The 20,769-nt window shown below is 39.7% G+C and carries 21 protein-coding genes; 12 read left to right on the top strand and 9 right to left on the bottom strand.

Going from position 1 to position 20,769, the window contains the following annotated elements; genetic code table 11:
* Positions 1-178: 178 nt before the first annotated feature.
* Positions 179-679, top strand: a complete 501-nt coding sequence (locus tag MSVAZ_RS11745) for a LeuD/DmdB family oxidoreductase small subunit (protein WP_048121190.1) — start codon at positions 179-181, stop codon at positions 677-679.
* Between the two features lie 116 nt (positions 680-795).
* Here MSVAZ_RS11745 and MSVAZ_RS19600 read toward each other — a convergent pair whose 3' ends face one another.
* From MSVAZ_RS19600 to MSVAZ_RS11725, 5 genes are all read right to left on the bottom strand, one after another.
* The gene (locus MSVAZ_RS19600; RefSeq protein ID WP_232316301.1) at positions 796-1,035 is read right to left on the bottom strand and encodes a hypothetical protein; all 240 of its coding nucleotides are present in this window, start codon (positions 1,033-1,035) and stop codon (positions 796-798) included.
* Positions 1,036-1,063: 28 nt separating this feature from the next.
* Entirely contained in the window at positions 1,064-1,273 is a 210-nt protein-coding gene (locus MSVAZ_RS11740; protein ID WP_048121188.1) for a hypothetical protein, read from the bottom strand.
* A 98-nt stretch (positions 1,274-1,371) separates the two neighbouring features.
* Positions 1,372-2,457: an ABC transporter substrate-binding protein gene (locus MSVAZ_RS11735; protein WP_048121186.1), complete on the bottom strand. Its 1,086-nt coding sequence runs from the start codon at positions 2,455-2,457 to the stop codon at positions 1,372-1,374.
* 52 nt (positions 2,458-2,509) lie between these two features.
* The gene (locus tag MSVAZ_RS11730) at positions 2,510-3,319 is read right to left on the bottom strand and encodes an ABC transporter ATP-binding protein (protein ID WP_048121183.1); all 810 of its coding nucleotides are present in this window, start codon (positions 3,317-3,319) and stop codon (positions 2,510-2,512) included.
* Positions 3,316-4,347, bottom strand: a complete 1,032-nt coding sequence (locus tag MSVAZ_RS11725; protein ID WP_048121181.1) for a FecCD family ABC transporter permease — start codon at positions 4,345-4,347, stop codon at positions 3,316-3,318. Before MSVAZ_RS11725 ends, MSVAZ_RS11730 begins: the two co-directional genes overlap by 4 nt.
* Before the next feature lie 673 nt (positions 4,348-5,020).
* Here MSVAZ_RS11725 and MSVAZ_RS11720 point away from each other — a divergent pair.
* Entirely contained in the window at positions 5,021-6,157 is a 1,137-nt protein-coding gene (locus MSVAZ_RS11720) for an ABC transporter substrate-binding protein (RefSeq protein WP_048121179.1), read from the top strand.
* A 292-nt stretch (positions 6,158-6,449) separates the two neighbouring features.
* Positions 6,450-7,388: a hypothetical protein gene (locus MSVAZ_RS11715; protein ID WP_048121177.1), complete on the top strand. Its 939-nt coding sequence runs from the start codon at positions 6,450-6,452 to the stop codon at positions 7,386-7,388.
* Positions 7,389-7,504: 116 nt separating this feature from the next.
* On the opposite strand, the gene MSVAZ_RS11710 is transcribed toward MSVAZ_RS11715, so the two are convergent.
* The 3 genes from MSVAZ_RS11710 to MSVAZ_RS11700 form a co-directional block, all read right to left on the bottom strand.
* Positions 7,505-8,356: a methanogenesis marker 8 protein gene (locus MSVAZ_RS11710; RefSeq protein WP_048123961.1), complete on the bottom strand. Its 852-nt coding sequence runs from the start codon at positions 8,354-8,356 to the stop codon at positions 7,505-7,507.
* A 10-nt stretch (positions 8,357-8,366) separates the two neighbouring features.
* Positions 8,367-8,798: a thioesterase family protein gene (locus MSVAZ_RS11705; RefSeq protein WP_048121175.1), complete on the bottom strand. Its 432-nt coding sequence runs from the start codon at positions 8,796-8,798 to the stop codon at positions 8,367-8,369.
* A gap of 325 nt (positions 8,799-9,123) precedes the next feature.
* Positions 9,124-9,369: a hypothetical protein gene (locus MSVAZ_RS11700; RefSeq protein ID WP_052725441.1), complete on the bottom strand. Its 246-nt coding sequence runs from the start codon at positions 9,367-9,369 to the stop codon at positions 9,124-9,126.
* Positions 9,370-9,582: 213 nt separating this feature from the next.
* Here MSVAZ_RS11700 and MSVAZ_RS11695 point away from each other — a divergent pair, with 213 nt between their 5' ends.
* From MSVAZ_RS11695 to MSVAZ_RS11670, 6 genes are all read left to right on the top strand, one after another.
* Positions 9,583-10,587 (top strand): PHP domain-containing protein, encoded by a 1,005-nt coding sequence (locus MSVAZ_RS11695; RefSeq protein WP_232316077.1) that lies wholly within the window; start codon positions 9,583-9,585, stop codon positions 10,585-10,587.
* A 381-nt stretch (positions 10,588-10,968) separates the two neighbouring features.
* Entirely contained in the window at positions 10,969-12,753 is a 1,785-nt protein-coding gene (locus MSVAZ_RS11690; protein WP_048121173.1) for an ABC transporter substrate-binding protein, read from the top strand.
* Between the two features lie 174 nt (positions 12,754-12,927).
* Complete coding sequence (locus MSVAZ_RS11685) at positions 12,928-13,887, top strand: ABC transporter permease (protein ID WP_048121171.1); 960 nt, start codon at positions 12,928-12,930, stop codon at positions 13,885-13,887.
* The gene (locus tag MSVAZ_RS11680; protein WP_048121169.1) at positions 13,874-14,833 is read left to right on the top strand and encodes an ABC transporter permease; all 960 of its coding nucleotides are present in this window, start codon (positions 13,874-13,876) and stop codon (positions 14,831-14,833) included. The genes MSVAZ_RS11685 and MSVAZ_RS11680 overlap by 14 nt, the downstream gene beginning before the upstream one ends.
* Positions 14,830-15,855, top strand: a complete 1,026-nt coding sequence (locus MSVAZ_RS11675) for an ABC transporter ATP-binding protein (RefSeq protein WP_232316076.1) — start codon at positions 14,830-14,832, stop codon at positions 15,853-15,855. Before MSVAZ_RS11680 ends, MSVAZ_RS11675 begins: the two co-directional genes overlap by 4 nt.
* On the top strand, positions 15,837-16,535 hold the full coding sequence (locus MSVAZ_RS11670) for an ABC transporter ATP-binding protein (RefSeq protein ID WP_048121168.1): 699 nt from the start codon (positions 15,837-15,839) through the stop codon (positions 16,533-16,535). The genes MSVAZ_RS11675 and MSVAZ_RS11670 overlap by 19 nt, the downstream gene beginning before the upstream one ends.
* Here the strand turns inward: MSVAZ_RS11670 and MSVAZ_RS11665 are convergent.
* Positions 16,480-16,950, bottom strand: coding sequence for a beta/alpha barrel domain-containing protein (locus MSVAZ_RS11665; protein ID WP_052727965.1), 471 nt, complete (start codon positions 16,948-16,950; stop codon positions 16,480-16,482). The genes MSVAZ_RS11670 and MSVAZ_RS11665 overlap by 56 nt on opposite strands.
* A gap of 1,064 nt (positions 16,951-18,014) precedes the next feature.
* On the opposite strand from MSVAZ_RS11665, the gene MSVAZ_RS11660 reads away from it, so the two are divergent.
* From MSVAZ_RS11660 to MSVAZ_RS20420, 3 genes are all read left to right on the top strand, one after another.
* A complete protein-coding gene (locus tag MSVAZ_RS11660) occupies positions 18,015-18,392 on the top strand; it encodes a response regulator (RefSeq protein ID WP_048121166.1) in 378 nt (125 codons plus the stop codon).
* Positions 18,393-18,878: 486 nt separating this feature from the next.
* On the top strand, positions 18,879-19,856 hold the full coding sequence (locus MSVAZ_RS11655; protein WP_048121164.1) for an NADH:flavin oxidoreductase: 978 nt from the start codon (positions 18,879-18,881) through the stop codon (positions 19,854-19,856).
* A gap of 746 nt (positions 19,857-20,602) precedes the next feature.
* Complete coding sequence (locus MSVAZ_RS20420) at positions 20,603-20,740, top strand: hypothetical protein (RefSeq protein WP_157206083.1); 138 nt, start codon at positions 20,603-20,605, stop codon at positions 20,738-20,740.
* The last annotated feature ends 29 nt before the right edge of the window (positions 20,741-20,769 follow it).

Here is a 20,769-nt window from a genome sequence, read left to right as displayed (position 1 = left end):
GTCCTTTAGAGGTATCAGGTTGTTTTGTAAGGTTGAGATACATTAAACAACTCAGCCTTTTAGCTTTGTGTTCAAGACCTCAGAATAAGTAAACAGGTGGACAGTTACAGTAAATAAGTGGACAGCTACTAAATTATTGAAACATTAACGAAAATTACTTTTCAGGTGAGGTGTGACTGTGAGTCTTATTATAGGCCGGGTCTGGAAATTCGGAGACAACGTTAATACTGATGAAATAATCCCGGGCAAGTATTTGCGGAGCAAAGATGTACAGATCTTTGCAGCTCATGCAATGGAAGGAATTGATCAGGAATTTACAAAAAAGTTCAGGATTGGAGATATCGTTGTTGCAGGCACTAACTTCGGCTGTGGGTCTTCAAGAGAACAGGCTCCTCTTGCTTTGAAATATGCAGGAGTATCATGTGTTATAGCAAAGTCTTTTGCCAGAATCTTTTTCAGAAATGCGATCAATATCGGGCTACCTCTCATAGAGGTTGATATTGAGTGCCAGGAAGGAGATAAAGTTAAAGTTGATCTGGCCAAAGGTGAAGTTACGGTTTCAGATAGAGACATATTTAAAGGGAACAAATTGCCGGATTTCCTGCTTGAGATACTTAATGATGGTGGACTTGTAGCTCATCGAAAAAAGCAAAGCGCGAGCAAAAATATAAACTTATAATATATTAATTTTAAAAAAGTGTGTGAAGTTAATTGAAAGACTCTAAATTATATTGTAATATTTTAATTTTAAAAAAGTATGTGAAATTAATCGAAAGACTCTAAATTATATTGTACCTAAAACAGATTAGACGCTAACGACCCCACTAATGGTTTATATGGAAACAATGCCCTTTCGCTGGCTTTTGAGACCATTTCAGCCAGAGACGGCAAAGTTTCAAGCTCAATTCCGCAATCGTAGTTATAAAAATGTTTTAATGAAACTGCGGTCTCTTCCATTGAGGCATTTCCAGCACGTTCTCCAAGCCCTGTTACAGTTACACTTGCAAACTTTGCTCCCGCTTTATATGCTGCCAGGGTATTTGCTACGGCCAGGCCGAAATCATTATGCGCATGAATTTAAGGGCAAATAACCGCTTCCTCCACCCATAGGAAAATAGCAATTTAGTCGGATTTTGAAAGTGTATTTTAATGGAACCGGAATTCTCCCAATAAAATCAAATTCTCCAGGCGAAAGTTCACCGCTGCACAGTTCGGTTTCACACATATAGTCATCTCTTTCTGTGGAGAAATCTAAAGAACACCTATTTTCCACAATATTTCACTCCTCTTGTTGTTCTTTTTAGTTACCTTTCCAGTTCCTTATCCTATTTTTAAACTGTAAATCTGACAAACTTTCCTCTATTTGTCATGTTAAGTGCTGGCAGGCGGCAAATGCTGCAGTATCCTGTTTGCCTCATCATCGGTCAGGTTGTAGTGGTAGAACCTCGAATAGTAATCTTTGACTTCATTGGTCATGTTCAGGTCTTCAAATAAGTCTGGATGCAGGGTTTTGGCAAAATACTCCATAAGCAACACCCCTTCAGCGCCATAGTCCCAGTAGACGATCCCCAGTGGGCAGAGGTATACTTTGTTATTTTGCACAGCTTCCAGATTGCTAAATTTAGAATCATTCATAATTATATCCGTACTGTTAACTCGACCTACAAAGATTACGTCAGGATCCCATACAAGTAGCTGCTCCGGTGTAATTGTTTCAATTCCTTCCGTATCTCCAGAAAGATATTTACCGCCAGCCATTTCCACGTAAAACTGCGGATAAGAGTTTTTACCCTGTGTTGTCGTCGCATCTCTGGCATAGTACACTGTTGGTCGCTGACTATCTGTAAGGTTCGCAGTTCTTGATGTCACATAATTCACTTTCTGATCAAAGTATGCACCCCATTTATCAGCAGTCTTTTTTGCATCAGGGCCCATTACTTCACCATAAAGCGCGATTTCCTGCTTCACATATTTCACGAATGAGTCTACGTTATCAGGATTTCCTGAGTTTTTCTGAGTGACTACAGCAGCTATATTGGTTGAGTTCAGTTTCTCCTTAGTACCATCATATGACCGACAAAATACTACCTGTACTTTTTTGCTCATCAGATCTTCAACATTTGGATCGTCTTCTATAGGGATACCTTTCAGCTGCGGAGCTATCCTAGATGACCAGGGCAAATTGGTCCACGCAGACATCGTCACTGCGATCTTGTCGGTTTGATTCAACAATATCAATTTTTCGTATGCCTGACCCGAAATAGCAGCCACACGAGTCACATTTGCCGGTATAGTTACGACTCTTCCTTCCTGATCTGTTATCTGAACGTATTTCTCCGACCCGATATCACTACCTTGGTCAGATTTTGTGTTACTATGACCTACATGTATAGCAGCAGATACTATTGCAAGGATTGAAATAACCACAACAACTGCCATTACACCCCTTTTATCCATTCAATCACCTCAAATTTTCTTGCTATTATTTTTCTTGCTATTATACCTCAGATCAGGAACAGCCTATATTCATGTGTGATTCTTGTATTTGCATAGGAATACATGCTCTCCTATGCTCATTTACATCCAGAATTTTGACATCTATTCCATAGGCCTGTTTCATATTATGTTCAGTGACAACAATTTCCGGTTTTCCGGTTTCCATAATTGTTCCCTGATTCATGATGGCTACTTTATTACAGGATAAGAAGGCGTGGTCTGGAAAATGTGAAGTCATTACAACTGATAGTCCAGTTTTGGACAATTCCTTTATGACTTTGAGAGTTCGTATCTGGTTTCCAAAATCCAGATGGGATGTTGGTTCGTCGAGGAGAAGGATTTCGGGCTGTTGAGCTATTGCTCTTGCCATTAAAACAAGCTGTCTTTCACCGCCACTGATTTCAGTGTAGATTTTATTCTTTAGATGCAAGATTCCAAGACCTTTCAGGGCCTCTTCAGCAATTTTATAATCTTTCGTTCCGGGAACAGACGTTAAACTCAAATGGGGAGTTCTGCCCATCAGAACTATATCGAAAACCGAAAACGCAAAAATCGAACTATTTGATTGTGGGATATATCCGATGATTTTTGCAAGTTCGGTTTCTTTCATTGAATAAATACTCTTATTTTTCAGTAATATCTCGCCGCTTTTCAGTTTAAGCAGGCTGTTCATACATTTAATTAAAGTAGATTTTCCGGTTCCATTAGGCCCCAGAATACATAAGACGTCTCCCTCCTCTATTGAGAGATTCACGTTTTTGAAGACGCTTTTCTTTCCATTGTAAGAGAACTCTGCATTCTTAATATCCATAATATTGCTCATGACCATCCCTCGTAGCCTTTTTGGAGTAAGTATATGAAAACGGGTGCTCCTATTATGGCTGTTAGTATTCCCAGAGGAATTTCAATGGATGTGGCTGTTCTGCACACATCATCAACCAGCAGAAGGAAAGTAGCCCCCAGTGAAATGCTTGCAGGCAAAAGCTTTCTGTGATCCGGGCCCACGATCATCCTGGCCGCGTGAGGTACTACAAGGCCCACCCAGCCAATGATGCCACTTATGCTTACAGCGGAAGCTGTTAAGAACGTACAGCAAAAAATTACCAGCAACCTCATTTTTTCTGTGTTTACGCCCAGTGAACGCGCTTCATCATCCCCCATTGAAAGAACGTTAATTCTCCATCCAATAAGCAGTAGTGCTGTGAATCCGAGCAGAGCAGGCCCTACTATCATCAAGACATTGTTACTGTTAACTGCAGAGAGGCTACCCATAAGCCAGTATACTATTTCTGGCAGTTTGCTGTCAGGATCTGCAAGGTACTTGATACACGAAATGAGGGCAGAAAAGAGTGCTGCGATAGCTATCCCTCCCAGCACCATCACCAAAATACTATTACCCCTAAGTCTTTTGCTGAGAGAGTAAGTGAGGATAACTGCAACAAGGCCGAATAAAAAGGCTGTAGCCTGAATCATTACTGCGGAAAAACTGAACAAAATAGCTATTGCAGCTCCGAAACCTGCACCTGATGAAACGCCCAGGATATCTGGAGAAACCAGTGGGTTCTGGAAAGTCCCCTGAAAAGAAGCACCTGAGATTGAGAGAGCTGCACCCACAATCATCGCAGCTATTATACGTGGCAGACGTATATCCCAAACTACTGTATAAATGGTTGAATCCAAATTTGTGGTGATCGGCACAAAAACCGATACAATAGACAGTATTACATCCATGGGAGATACTGGATATCTGCCAATCATAAAAGATCCAAAGAACAAAAGTATTGGGAGTACAATCAACGCGGTTGTTAAAGATATATTTCGAATGGTTTCCCAATTTATTTGCCTGTTCATTATTCTTTCACACCAAAGGTTTACAAATTATCCATAGTTTCTTTTGGAGTATCTTTTTCAAGTACGCTCATCGAGCTCATATTGTAGTTAGTTTGAGGCTTCAACTACTGGTTTTCTGTGTTAATATGTGAATTTTGTATGTTGCACTTTAATTCCTCCTGTACTATTTATTTCTCAATTTGAATTTCTTCGAACGTTTCGTAGGCGTTATGTTTATTCATACATAACAAATTATATATGTTAAAATACCAGTAATCAATTTCCTAGATGCTAGTATAAATAATCTCCCACGAACTCGCATTCTTACCGTGCCTTCGAGCGAATAAAAAGGAGTTAATAGAAGCACCTCAGTTGGAAAGGTATGTTCTTTTTTAATCCGGCCGAGATCTCTTTTTTTGATTTGAATTTTGCCTTTATCCCTTTTTGTGATTGAATTTCGTAGTTTCCTTTTGAAATAACATATTTCAACTGAAAACTTGAAAAATCAGTTTATGGAATAATTATATATATTAGATAATAGGTAATTGATTTCTGTATTAGCTAAATATAATTTTTGTTATGTCACATAGTACATATCACATGCCAACTGTAGTATAAAATTTTAAAGCCGTATCCAAAGAAGTAAAATCGTAAGTTTTGGGATGGACTCAAAAAATATTGAAGGGCTATCAAGATGAGAACAAAGAAAAGTCCACTAAGTTTGTTTATCGTGCTGTGTCTTTTAATAACACTACCTATACTGCTTGTAAGTGGATGTTCACAGAAAACAAGCGATTTTATGGATACGACATCAAATCCCAAAGCTGAGATAACTGCTGCAACAAATATTGAGCAAGAAACAACAATATCGGACACTGCACTGTCAGATACTCGGGAAATTACCGATTTAGCAGGCAGAAAAATTACATTGCCTGCTGATATTATCAGGATTTCAGTGTTACATCCGATACCGTGCCAAATGGTATGGAGGCTGGCACCGGAAAAACTTGTGAGTGTGGACAAGCAGTTTACTGAACGGCTAGAATTTATGTCAGATGATGAAGAAAAGAGGCTGCTGGCTCTTCCGATTAATGGAGAATTCCACAGCGACATGAACGTAGAAGATCTTTTAGCAGTCAGTCCTCAGATAGTAATAACGTTAACAAAGGATACAAAAATCGAATCCGAACAAAAAAAAGTTGGCATTCCATTCGTTGCTGCGTCAAAAGATACGCTTGAAGAGATTGCAGATTCATGGAGATTAATCGGTAAAATTGTTGGAAATGAAAAAGAAGGAAACGAGCTTGGGGATTACTGGGATGAAACCATCAAAAAGGTTACCGATAAAACCTCGAAAATTAATGAAAGTGATAAGCTCAAAGTGTATTATGCGCAACCAGATGTCACCAAGACGGTTGGGTCCAGAACCATTATGGCGTCTATCATCAGTTTGGCGGGGGGCATAAGCTTCATGGAAGCAAATCCACAAATGGAATCGGCCAATACAAGTGAAGAAATCCAGGTTTCACTGGAACAAATCTATCAGTGGAATCCAGATGTTATTATTACCAAAACTGCGAAAGGTCGTGATGAAATTCTCTCGAAAGACGCCTGGAAAGATATTGCTGCCGTAAAGAATAAGCGTGTTTACGCATCTACAAAATACGAGATGCTTGACCGGACACAATCACTGATGGGGCTTCTGTGGACCGCAAAAATGCTTTATCCGGATAAAGTGAAAATTGACCTGAACAAAGAGGTAAAAACATTTTATTCAAAAGTATATCTTGATAATAACGTGACGAATGATCAAATTAATCAGACAAATTAATCAAAATCAGTCAGACAAATTAATCAAAATCAGTCAGACAAATTAATCAAAATCAGTCAGACAAATTAATCGAAGTAGTGAATCAACGCTAGTATTTCTAATGAAATCTCTGAAGAAATCAAAGGTCGTTAAGGTTTTTGTTTAGCATGTTTTTGTTTAGCATGTTTTTAGTTAATATATAAAATATAATTTTAATTATATTAAAATGACTAAAAATACAAAAATATGCAGAATTTGTCTCAAATATATAAAGCTAAGAACTTAATTAGTTTTTAACCCAGGATGGTACATAATGTTAACTGTTGAAACAAGTGGACTCAAAGGAATAACGAGCTTTACCACATATGATGGTGGTGAACTGAAGGACTGTAAGCTTGAAGAGTATAATTTGATTCACACAAAGTACGGAGATCTTGTTCCACAATATGGTGATCCAGGATTTCGAAAAAAGCAGTTAGCAGTACTGTCTTTTTATAAAAGTGGAAAAATTAAAAGCATTTCTCTAGAACAGCAGACTGAAATAAGCACACCAACAGGAACATTTCCAGCCGAACTGGTTACTTTTTTTGAGGACGGATCAATCAATAGTTTGTTCCCTCTAAACGGCCAGATCAGCGGTTTCTGGTCAGAGGAAGAAGAAGGCGAACTTGCACAAAAATTCCATTTTTCATTCCCATTTGGGGACTTTTATGCAAAAATAATAGGTTTGCGGTTTTATCCGGACGGAAAAGTTAGAAGCCTGATTTTGTGGCCGAATGAACGAATTATAATTGACACACCTGCAGGAAAAATGCCAGTTCGAATCGGATTTAAGCTTTTTGAAGATGGGAGCATACAATCTGTAGAACCTGCAGAACCATTCACAATTGAAACCCCTATTGGCTCGATAAATGCATATGATGCAGATGCACTTGGAATTGATGCGGATAAAAACTCCGTGTGCTTTGACGAAAGAGGAAGATTAACTTCTCTCACTACTTTTGACATCATTACAGTCCGGAAAAAAAATGGCGAAAAGGAAATAATTTTTCCAACGTTAAGGCCGGGCCTGACAACTGAGTTTGAAACTGTGCCGATTAAGTTAGTCTTTGATGATAATACTGTAAGCGTTGGTGACGATACCAAAGAGGTCGTCTACAAGATAGCTGAATGCACATTCCTGATCATGCGCGGCAACTATATGAAAGCAAAATCGTGCGATAACTGTTCCGGTTGCAATGGGGGTATTTAAGGCTATTAGAGCTATCCGAAAAATAAGTGTGTTGTGTGCTTTCTGGAGCTGAAACATTGATAGGCTCTAAGAAAACTGAAAAATACTCAAAGCTTCCACATACCGCACATAACCCTTTACTTCAAATCCCGCGGCTGCTTATGTTTAGGCACAACTGGCAGTTCTGTAGTAGTTATCAAAATTGGGCTTTCAATATCTCTTTCCCTCTCAATCACTAATTCTTTTCCTTTCTTAGTAAGGGCAAATAGTGGAATTGCAGCAGCTACTTGAACTATGGGTTTTGCAAGCTCCCTTATATACTTAGAAGCACAACTGATCACCAGGTCTGAATTTTCCAGAAGACCTTGAGCTTCTTCCTTGCTGACTCCTGTAACATGTACCGCAATTACTATAAGATCAAGCCCAAGTTCAGTCTCAATTTCCCTCAGATTTTTTGCAGTTTTTGAATCAGCAGTGGTGACTGCGATTTTTTTGTAACCAAGTTCCGCAGCTTTTTTAACTCCGCCAACGGGGTCTATAGATGCAGTTTTAGTATCGAGGATAATTCCACCGAGTTTTTGAATTCCATTTATGACATCCTCAATAGGTTCAGTTTCGACCAGACCTGACATCCTGCCTCCTATACCCTGAACAAGCTCTGGATTATTGGATATAACAGTACCTGCTCCATCACAGGCGGTTACAGTTGTATCAAGAAAACCGCTTCGCAAGCCAGACATCATTATTTCTGAGGCTCCAAAAGCTACGAAAGTATCATGTCCAAGGAGATGTCGCTTGGCTGTGAACATTCCGTATTCTTTTATCTTAAACTCCACATTCTTTTTGACTTCTTCAGAGGTAATTTTCTGTACACCGCTTAGCTTGTCAATGAGAGGACACCACTCAAGTTCAGCCTCTCCAACTTCTATTACTTTACCATCCTTTACTACTACCCTTGTTTTTCCCATTATTTCCATTATATGAGGCATGATTATCCCTTCAATTACTGGCACTTTTAGCTTTGGCTTCTGCCTTGGAGTTAAATTTGGCAGCGTCGATTATAAATTTCTCATCTGTGCCCTCAGAAATCTTGTCAACGCCATCATCAGCCATAATTGAAAAAGTGAGCTTCCTTCCCTCTATTTTTTCCAATTTTGTCTTTACCGTAACGGTCAAACCGGGTGGAGTAGCCGCCGAATGGCTTAATTTAACATCGGTACCTACAGTCTGCTCAACGGGAAAGTCTAGATAGGGATTTATTGCTTGAATACAGGTCCATTCAAATAATCCAGCCATGAACCCAGTGGCAAAAACCTTTGGCATAACCTGAAATTCAGGTGATTCTGGATAAAGGAAAGGAACAGTCTTATTCTCTGGTATTTTGAACTTGAATTCGTAAGCTAGATCGGGCTTCAAAGAAGAACTATCCATATATAACCTCCTTTTAGGACATTCTACACAAAAACTTCTTTAGCTAGGACTTTAGCAGTTGAACTGATGAAAAAGTAGCACTAAACATTAACTACCTAAAATACAAATTAAAACAACAACGTATAGCAACTTTTGTTTTTTAGTTCAATTATTTAAGTATCACATTTAAGGTTCTTTTAAGTTCTATTAAATTTTTATGGTCTCAACATCAGGAAGATGTTTAATTATCTGATTTCTAGCTAAAAATGTTTAAGAGGCCACCAGATTCGTCATTTTAGCCATGACGCTTAATGCATTTGATTTTATAAATCGAGCATGACCTAACTTAATTGCTTCTATGGCTGCGTATCTCCTTCTGTCTCTCTTTCCAGAAGAATTTCTTTTTTGAGCGGCGTTCCAATTTCTCAATAATCTCCATAGAAAGTGCAGGAGACTTTGCTTCTTTTAGGGAAATTCCGAGCACTCTTTTATGTTTTCTGGCTTTACCGCCGAGTTCTACCACATCATAGAACGGGATAATGTTGTCTTTTGCAAGACTCTGTATCTTCCAAGCTGTTTGGGTGATGACCACTGGAGTTTACCTTTGAAGGGCCTGGATCTGAATTTGCATTCAACACAAAAAATTTCATTTGTGAACCTGTAATATTTCATTTGTGGGCCTGTAATTTTTCCAGGAATTCTTCCGGAAAACCTTAATCTAAAAAAAGGATATACTATATTGGGGATAAATTAAAAACTTGCTAAAAATAATCAAAATTGAATAAAAGTTCAAGGTTTTACGCCTATGGGGAGAGGGTCGAGAAATTACGAGGAGAAACTGATAACTCCGGAACAAGCAGTTGAGCTTATAGAAGAGGGCTGGAGGCGAGCAGACCTGCACGTTCATACAACCTGTTCTTTTGACGTGCTTCCTGTAAGAGACCTGCACCCAGAGAGCCTTTATGAGAAGGCTCTAAAGATGGGAATGGATTACGTGACATTTACAGACCACGATACCATTGAGGCATATGAAATTCTCGGGTGGAACCGTGAAAAGCTTATCCCCGGGGTTGAAATAAGTGTATATGACCCGGAGTTTGCAGGGCATTCGCTTCATATTAATATTTTCGAGCTTGACAGGGAGGAGTTCTTTGAGCTCATGGAAATTGCGGAAATCGAACATGACCTGAGAAGCTTTATCAAATACCTCAGGCGGCACAAGCTTCCTTTTATTTATAACCATCCATTCTGGTTTGAGTTTCACAGTGTACCGAATCCGTCTTCAGTCCCCAGGCTGGCAAAACTTTTCCCTGTACTGGAATACAATATGCACGAACTCAAGCAGAAAAACGAACTTACAATTGCTCTTGCAGAAAACCTTGGCAAAGGTATTGCCGCGACAACCGATACTCATACAGGAAGAATCGGTAAAGTATACACCCTTGCAAAAGGAGATAATTTCAATGAATTTTTCAAAAACGTAACGCAGGGAAAAAGTTACATCGTTCCCGAAGACCTTACCAGAGAGCTTTTGATCGACGAAATGAATACCTGGATAGATCTGATTTTTGAAAAAAGCCAGAAAAACAGGGACATAGAAGGCTACCTTACCGGGATAAAATCTCTTGATACAATGGTCAAAATCTCCAGAAGCACCCTATTGAGCAGTTTTCCTGGCCTCAACAGGACAACCATGAACCTGTTTTATATGATCTCAAACACGGGGCTTCCTGCATCAGTCTACATTCATTCGGCAGAAAATCTGGCAAAAGATATTGAAAGGCAGATTGAAATCGAGAAACAAAATTAAAAGTGCGATTTTTTCAGTTTTTTAATGACTCGAATCAACCTGCATAAAAGGGCTTTCCCCAGTCTATTTTTTGAATAGTAAAATATCAAAAAGTTTATATTATGAAGTTGTTTAGAGTATTTAGCATAAAAAATGAATAATTTGTATTATTTTTAACTACTATATATGATATTATTGTTAATTATTACTATGATGGGAAAAGTTCCCGATTCAAAGATTAGAAATGTTACTCAAGAAGTAATTAGGATCTGTAGGACTATTTGCAGTTTGTAGGACTATTTGCAGTCTGTAGGACTATTTGCAGTCTGTAGGACTATTTGCAGTCTGTAAAAATGTTTTTGAAACCTGGATGATAAGAGCTCAAAAAGGGGAAAGCAGTAGATGAAACAAATAAAACACTTAATGGGATTGGGATTAAAAGTAAGATTAAAGCGAACGATTATCCTTACAATACTTGTTCTTACCTTTTGCTCAACCGTATTTTCTTCAGGAGCGGTAGGGCAGGAAGATTCTGAAAACAACCAGACAGCCCCGGAAGAAGGATTTTTTGACCGGTTTATCACATATGTAAAAAGCCTGTTCTCAGGAGAAGGGGACCTGCAGAGTTCAGGAGAAATTTCCAAAATCGGCGCTGCAGACATTCAGCAGTCAGCAGATTCTGAAGACGCAGTCCTGAAAATTGCAACTCCGGACGTAATAGAGTCTGCGTCCCTGGTTGGAGATACAGGTCTGGGGGTTTTTGCCCATCTTTCAAACCCGCCACTCATGAAAATGGATTCGGAAGGACATATTGTAGGGCAGCTTGCAGAGAATTACAGTGTATCGGAAAATAACACGCTCTGGACCTTCTACCTCAGAGACGACCTCTACTGGAATGACGGAGAAAAAGTAACACCAGAAGATGTTGAGTTCTCAATCCGCTACTACGGTGAAAAAACCCCCTGGGCAAGCTGGATTAATGATACCCTGGAAAACTCAACAGTTTCGGATGCCAACAATTCAGTGACCTTCAAATTTAACAAGCCTTACACCCGGGTCAGTATGGAGTTTGCAACCTATGATATCCTCCCTGCTCATGTGTGGAAAAATATCGAGGACCCGGTAGAATACACAAACAACGGCCCTTATGTCGGCTGCGGGCCCTACTATCTAAAACTGATATACCTCAATGCCGGAAAACTGGTTTTTGAGAAAAACCCATACTGGAAAGGAAAGGCTCCTGAATTCAAAACTGTCGAGATCCATTTTTACTCAAATGTGGATGTTGCCACTCTAGCCCTTAAAAATGGAGAAGCTGACACTTACTATAAATATGCGGGATCATACCCTTACTCAAGTATAGAAGAACTTAATAAAACTGGAAATTTTGACTTCATGGAAAAGACCAGTATCGGGCTTGTTTTCCTTGCTCCCAATTTGAAAAAAGCCCCGTTTTCAGATGAGGAATTCAGGGAAGCCCTGGCCTATGCTATAAATTATGAAGAACTTGCAAGTCTTGAAACCCTGGGGTACGGAGAAGTTCCGAATCGTGGTTTTGTGCCATCATCCATGGAAAATTATAAGGAAACCGAAAAACTGGAGTACAGCCCCGAAAAAGCCAGAGAAATCCTGGAAAAAGCCGGATATTCGGACAGCAACGGGAATGGAATACTGGAAGGAAAAGATGGAAAAGACATAAAGCTTGAAATCCTCATCCGACCTGATTACGCCAGAACAGGCGAACTTCTCGATGAATACTTTGAAAACATTGGGCTTTCTGCAGACCTCAAAACTGTGGATTCAGATACCTGGATTACTCTTAAAGACAGTTACAATTATGACCTGACAGTAACGCGTTCCACTCCCTGGGGTATGCTTATGCACTCAAGTTGGGGAAGCGGCTATTTTGATTCCAGGCGGACAGGCCAGGGAGTTATGCATAATGTAGAAGACCCTGTGTTCCTGCAACTCTGCGATAACATCCTTGCAACCACGGACTCTGCAGAACTTCAGAAGTATGCATACGAGCTTCAGGACTACTATGCAGAAAATCTGCCTGCAATTCCCCTCTACTGGAGCAAGACGGTTACTCCATTTAACAGGCACTTCGAAGGCTGGTACGCGGATCCACTTTACGGAATATATAACCTGGATACTTTTACAAATGTAACGAAGGTGGAGGCGTAAAACTCAGTCTCGGAAGAAGAAATCCGATTGAAGAAAACGGGTAATCAGAGCGATATCAGAGATAGCAAGAACAGAGTAAAAAGAGCGATATCAGAGATAGCAAGAACAGACTAAAAAGAGCGATATCAGAGATAGCAAGAACAGAGTAAAAAGAGCGATGTCAGAAATAGAGCAATGTCAGAAATAGCAAGAAAAGTAACCAGGTATTTTGCCTCGTTGATGCTGATAATTGTCATCAACTTTACCCTCCCGAGGCTCATGCCTGGAGACCCGGTAAAAAACCTGATTGGTGAAGACGCTTATGTTTCAGAAGAAGTGATGGAAGAACTGAGGGCAGAACTGGGGCTTAATCTGCCCCTTTCCGAGCAGTTCACCTCCTATCTTTCCAACCTCCTGCGCCTTGACCTGGGGTATTCCTATCACCTCCATGCCCCTGTAGCAGAAATTCTTCTGGATAAGATGAGCTGGACACTAATTTTCGTGGGAGTATCAGTGGTTATCGGGGCCTTGCTTGGATGTTTTCTCGGTGCCCTTGCAGGCTGGAAACCGGAAAGAAAAATGAGCCATTTTACAGGTTTTATTTTTGTGGTACTTTCCTGTATCCCACCTTACTTTCTTGCCCTCCTGACCCTCTATCTCTTTTCTTTTAAACTGGGGCTCTTTCCCTCCAAAGGCTTTTATGACACCCCTGAACTCGGAAGTGTGCTGCATCACCTTTTCTTACCTATCTGTGTAATGTCTGTCTTTTCAGCATCCAGAAACTTTCTGGTCATGCGAGGAAGCGTAATTCAGGAAAAGGAGCAGCTTTATGCACTGTATGCCAGAGCAAAAGGCCTGTACAATACCGATATACTTTTCAGGCATATCATAAAAAACGCCTCCCTCCCGATAATTACCCTGCTTGCCCTGGATTTCGGTTTTCTCTTCAGCGGAGCGCTGTTTATAGAAATCATCTTTTCCTTAAACGGGATGGGGGTCATGATATACAATGCAATAATGGGAAAAGACTACCCTCTGCTTCAAGGAGCATTTCTGGTAATCGCCCTTACCGTTCTGCTAGCAAATATGTTTGCTGACCTGCTTTATGCCTTAATTGACCCCAGGGTGAGAGGAGGCCTGGATGAATCAATCTGACTGTACTGATATTCCCTGTATGAAAGAAGCAGGCATTGAAGGTTTTTCTGAGAAAAAATCCGAAGCTTCCCGCTTTGAATTTCCTGGAGAACCTTCTTTCTGGATTTTTCAGAAACAGAAAGGTTTCCAGGGAGTATCCAACTGGATAGGCGTTCTTCTCTTTGTACTTTTCATTTTTATGGCTCTTTTTCCTTCAATTTTTGCTCCTTATGCCCCAGAAGAGCGTTTCATACCCTACGAAGCCCCGTCTGAAGAACACTTGCTTGGGACAAATGACATAGGAAATGATGTCCTTTCAGAACTGGTGTTTGGGGCAAGGATCTCAATGACAGTAGGTTTTATGGCAGCCCTGATCTCAACTCTCATCGGGACTACGTTAGGTCTCTGTGCAGGCTATTTCAGAGGAATCATTGATGAGCTGTTAATGGGCTTTACTGATGTTGTCCTTGTTATCCCCAAAATCCCCCTTATTATAGTCCTTGGAGCATTTCTGAAGCCGAGCATCTGGATCCTGATAGCTATACTGGGGCTTCTTTCCTGGGAATCCACTGCCAGAGTCACCCGTTCAAAGACTTTACAGCTCAGGGAAGCAGGTTACGTAAAAAGTGCTCAGTGTATGGGTTTTTCCTCTTACCACATCATGAAATCAGATATATTCCCAAACATTATCCACGTCCTGTTTCCCAAATTCATGCTGGCAACTGCTTCGGCAATGATTTCTGAGGCATCCCTTTCTTTCCTGGGACTTGGCGACGTAAGCATGAAAAGCTGGGGAATGACGCTTTCTTTTGCTTTTTCTCAAGGTGGTTTTATTCGGGATATGTGGTGGTGGTATATGCCTCCAGGGATCTGTATCACCCTCTGTGTACTGTCTATCGCGCTGATAGGTTTCGGGCTTGAAGCAAAGGAAGAAGAACACTCAAGAGAAGGTGTAGACACGCTATGAAAGCCCATTCCAGGAGCATATTGCTTGAAAGGAACACATCGCTTGAAGGGAATACAGTACTTGAAGGGAATACAGTACTTGAAGGGAATACATTGCTTGAAATAAGGGACCTTAAGGTCTCATTTCAGGGAATAGAAACCGTAAACGTACTTTCGGGAATTTCTTTTTCGATTAAAGAAAATGAAACTCTGGCTCTTGTAGGAGAGACCGGATGTGGGAAATCTGTCGTCGCACATGCAGTTATGAACCTCCTGCCTCCTGAGTCAAGGGTGGAAGGAAGTATCGAATTCAGGGGAAAAAGCCTGCTCGGAATGAACGAAAAAGAAATGGCAAAGATAAGAGGAAAAGAAATTGCTATTATTTTTCAAAACCCCTCACTTGCCCTCAACCCCGTGTATTCCATAGGTCACCAGCTTGCAGAACCCCTGTGTGTACATCAGAAGGAAAAGAAAAAGAAAGCACTTTCCAGAGCCGCATTAGCCCTGAAACGTATGGGTTTTGCGAACTTTTCTGAATGCATGAACTACTATCCCTCATGGTGTTCAGGTGGGATGAACCAGCGCTTTTTGATTACTGCGTCAACTATACTTAATCCTGCACTCCTTATAGCAGACGAACCCAGCAAAGGACTTGACAAAAAATGCATAGCTGAACTGGAAGCTGAACTCAGAAATCTGAAAATTGAAAGGAAGAGTGCCCTGCTTCTAATAAGTCATGACCTTGGATTTGTGCAAAGGCTTGCAGACAGAATTGCCGTGATGTATGCAGGAGAGATTGTTGAACTCGCCGACCCATCAAGCCTTTTTGAGAACCCTTTACACCCTTACACCAGAGGTCTACTGAACAGCCTGCCTGATAAGGGCTTTATTCCCATACCCGGTTTTTCTCCGCCTCTTAATAGCCTTCCTTCAGGATGCAGGTTCCATCCGAGATGCCCTTTGAGGGAAAAGCGCTGCATTCAAATCCATCCCGAAATCAAAGAAATTGGTCAAAGGGCTGTGAGGTGTTTTCTATATCCCTGAGAGCAGACAGCATATCAAAGACATACGGAAAAAGCCTGTTAAGCCAGGGAAGATGTATTTTCCGAGAAGTTTCTTTTGAAATCAGGTCAGGAGAGACTTTTGGACTGATGGGGCCTTCCGGGGAAGGAAAAAGCACGCTGGGGAGAGTTATTGCCGGGCTTGAGAAGCCCACATACGGTACTGTGTACTATGAGAGTTCTCCACTTCCCAAAATGAAAAAAACCGAACATATGGCTTTTCGCCGCAAGGTCCAGATAATGTTTCAAGACCCTACGGGCGCTTTTAACCCGAGGAAAAAAATAGGAAACTCAGTTTTCGATGTCCTGAAACTCCTCAAAATTCCCCTTATAGAACATGCCTCAAAAACAAAAGAGATGCTCATGACCATTGGCCTTCCAGAAGAAGTTCTTTCTCGCTATCCTTCACAGCTCTCAGGAGGCCAGCTACAGCGCCTTGCCCTCGGCCGAATTCTCCTGCTCGAACCCGAATATATCGTACTTGACGAGCCAACTTCAGCCCTGGATGTCTCGGTCCAGGCCCAGGTCCTGCACATGCTTAAAAAAGTTCAGGCCGAGAAGAGTATAGGATATCTCCTGATCTCCCATGATGAAGCTGTTATCCGTTTCATGTCAGACAGATGCGGATTGCTTGAGAATGGGCAGTTGAGAGTAATTGATTGAAACTCTCAAAAAACCGTTGCACCGGTTTATCATACCGATAAGTCCATTTCAGATAACTTGCTAGGGTAAGGTCTGCATGGGGAACGTAAATTGAACCATCATAAATTGAACCATTATAAATTAAACCATCATAAATTGAACCATCGTAAATTAAACCATTGTAAGAGTCGTGAAGGCCGATTATTTTATCCTCACCAAGGAGCTTTCTTGCCGTTTCAACAGGCATATCTTCCTGGCCAATAATTTCTTTCGTACTTTTATTCTTTTCCCGGTACTGAACAATCCTGCAGCCTGACTCGACTGCTTCTCTGACATTGGATAAAGTCCCTTTCTTTGAAAGTCCGGAATCCGTTACAAGATAGAAGTCAATTTCCTTTAAAAGGGAACTTTTCCGGCTGAAGCCTTTCTGGTTCATAATGATTAATCCATCCGATACGCACGTTTTTTAAAAACGTTTCTTTATAGTCTCATTTTTCTGAATTTATCTTACTTTCCGCAGATGCCCGTTCAATTTTCACAATTTTTCCTGTTATCGTTTTTTCTGAAAATCGTCCTGTCTACTCAACCATATGTTTTTGAAACATCCCACAATTTTCTGCCTTTTGTCTTCATTGAAAACTTCCAGCGCCTATTTCCCGAAGCTTCAGTTGAGACAATAACTGCAGATTTCCAAATAATTTTCCAAAAACGATAGCAGAAAAAAATGTTATCATTTTGAAGACATCTGCGAAAGGTCAGGTGCAACACAAAATGATAGAACAAGTTTACATTATTTTCCGCTACCTGAAGAGCTCATCTAAAAACTTGATTTAATTCCGATTGCTGCTGACATTACAACTTCAAAGTCTGATTTTTCCAGTACGCTGCTTACCCTCAATAATCAATTTTCAATTAAGTCAACTAAAGTGTTAATTGTTAGAGACTTTGGTAATACAACTTATATTGGTGTTTAGAAATTGTAACGTTTGGAATTTGTTGTGTGTAAAATTAACAACTGGAACCCAATATCCAAAAGCTCGATTAGTTACTTACAAGAGATCTAAAAAAGTAATTAGAGTTTTGGGATCAACTCAAATAATCATTCTTCGCCGGACAAAGGTTGCTTTCCCTGAATTTATATCCGCCTTGATTCTATGCCGATCACTGGTTCCGATAGCTTTCTTTTGCCAAGCGTTGTTAATGTTGAATTTTTGATTGGGATTCACAGATGTGAATGTGTGGAATCGGATTGTGTTTATAAAAATACTTTTTCCAGAAACCAGTAGTTCAAAATAGTGACACAGTTACGGGAAGATCGGACGTACTCTTTAGCAAAGCTGAATGAAAAAATTAATAAAGTTAAACATCATTTAGTTCTTAATATTTTCGAGTAAGTTTTCATTTACAGGTAAGCTGAGGAGTACTCGACTAAAAAATGTATGACTGATAAACATGGAATAACATAGTTATCTTAATAAAAATAAAAAGAAGGAATAGTAAATGGCACGAGTTATGATCGTAGAAGATGCCGAGTTTATGCGAATGGCAATCCGGGATACACTTTTTAAACATGGGCATGAAGTAGTTGCTGAAGTGGCTGACGACGATGAAGCCCTTGAAAAATATCTGGAGGTAAAACCAGACCTCGTGTTAATGGATATAACGATGCCGGATAGCGTGCCAGATAATGTGAATTGGAAAAATTTGCTGAACAAGTTTCTTATTATAGACCAGGAAGCAAAAATGGCAATGTTTTCCTCTCTTGGCCAGCAGATCCTCATAACTGAATCCCCAAAAATAGGTGCCATGGGCTTTATGGTAAACCCTTTTGATCCAGGGATGTTAAGTATAATTAGAATAATTGCCGAGCCAAACTAACTTGAATGTGAGATTATAATTGGTTTCTAGACTTTTGCAAGTCATTAACCATTTATATAGATTTAAAATCCAGGTAAATACCTAAATGGCTCAATTCAAGTTTCCCGATTCCTTATGTGAATTTTTCTTTACTTTTTTAACATGTTTGTTAAATATTTTGATATACAATTAAATATTTTGGTAAATAATTAAATACTTTGATAAATAATTATATATTATAACGGATAATTACATATTTTAACAGATAATTGGATATTTTAACAGACAATTTAATATTTTGATAAATCTTTATATATTTTAACAGAAAATTATATATTTTGACAGATAATTGGATACTTTGTTAGTAGATAATCAGGAATTCTGCAAAAATGTGGTCTTGCTTTTTTCATTCCCCAAATTTCTGCGGCAAAAACCATATAGAAAGAAATCAAGGAAATTCATTAAAATTCACTAATCCTAAAAGAAAGAAATTAGCAGGAAAATAAAATGACTGAGATAACAGACGAATTAGTAATTCGTGGCAATCACATTAAAAATCGAATTGTGATGCCTCCTATGGTTACTTTTTCTTTTCACGGAGATAATGGATCTTATTATGGCAAGCAGCACATTGAACATTATACGAAACGTGCAAAAGGCGGTGCCGGCCTTATCATCGTGCAGGCGACCAGCGTTTTTGGGGCTATAGATTCAACAGGCATGTGGTCGCCAGGTGATATCTCAGCTTTAAAGCAAATTGCGAGCAACTGCCATGAATATGCTGCAACAGTAATGATGCAGCTTCATTGCGGCAATATGGATATTAATAAGTTGTCAACCGAAGAGATTCATTCAATGCAAAAAAATATGAAGCGGGCAGCTATTCGTGCCTGTGAAATGGGGTTTGACGGCGTTGAATTTCATTTTGCCCACGGATTTACCTTATGTAAGTTTCTTGATGCTTCTTACAATCGCCGAACCGATAAGTACGGTGGCGACGCTCTATACAGAGCAAGAGTTTTAACACAAATTCTGCCGGAGATTCGGAACAACACTCATTATAATTTCATTATCAGTGTGCGCATGGGTGAGTATCTGCCGGAAAGCAAGGACGGCATTGAAGCAGCCAAAGCCTTTGAGAAAGCTGGTATTGATTTACTGCACATTTCATTTGGCATGCAGCCCCCAGCAAATCCGGTTCCCGACGGTTTTATATGCAGTCCCATAACCTATAGCGGCTGTAAGATCAAAAAAGAAGTAAAGATTCCAGTTATCGCAGTCAATGAGATCCGCACTGAAGAACAGGTACGGTTCTTAATTGAAAATAATTATGTGGACTTTGCTGCTGTTGGCAGGGGCATGTTGGCTGACCCTAATTTTGCCAATCATGTGATAAATGGAGAGCCTGTAAATACTTGCCTGGGATGTGAGAGGTGTTTCTGGTTTACTGACGATACCTTATGCCCGGCAAGAGAAAAGGAATAAAATTTAGAGTTTATGTACTTGAGGAACAAAATCAATTATAACAAAGACTGTGAATTAAAGTCACGTTTTAGAGAATTAACGGTCCGATACTATTTATTCTTCAGTTCAACTGCGTAAGTCATAAAATTATAGAGATCCAAAGGAGAACACGTTTTAAGTTTTTTCATACAATATCCATACCTTCAATACTTTTTCGAGAATCTTCTTCCCTGCCTTCATTTTTAAAGCAGTTTTCATGACAAGATCCACTTCTACGTTTAAGATTTCTGAAAGCTCCTTTTTTAGCCAATGAATTCGAGGAGGTCAGGCTCTATAGAAAATTCTGTAAGAATATCAAAGTCGACATCCTCTTTTTATTCTCCCCAAATGTAAGAACCAAAAATCCCCAGATAGCTGATTATACTCTTGTGTAAGTTTTGGAAACAATATCAACCAAATAATAAAGGATGACCAAATTCTTAAATTTTCAGCAAATACATGAAATTTACTTTTACCATACAATTTGAAGAGGACACATTATTTTTATTTAACTATCAAAGTCAGGTTCTACTGCTGAAACCACTTTCAAAATTTATTGTGGTAGCAAAATTATTTCTTATCTTGAATTAAATTATACTGTGAAGGCATCTATAGTCACGAAGCTAAATAATGCAACTGCCCATTGGTACAATGAAGTTTTTTGTTGCAACAATTACATGGGTGACTATATTTACATATGGACTCAAAAACCATTTGAAGGTGAATAAATGGGAAAATGTGAAAGTTGCGGAAAAGAAGTTGAGAACTTAACAAAGATCAAAGGGCAAAAACTTTGCATTGAATGTGCCGTTAAAACCCAAAAAGATATTGACCCCGATAGCCTGAACTTCAGTGCATGCATATAATTCTTGCCAGAAAGAGATTTGAGGCTCTC

This window comes from Methanosarcina vacuolata Z-761 (assembly GCF_000969905.1).
GTDB classification, from domain to species: Archaea; Halobacteriota; Methanosarcinia; order Methanosarcinales; family Methanosarcinaceae; genus Methanosarcina; species Methanosarcina vacuolata.
Note: the sequence above shows the minus strand (reverse complement) of the source record. Positions and strands in the feature narration are given on the sequence as shown.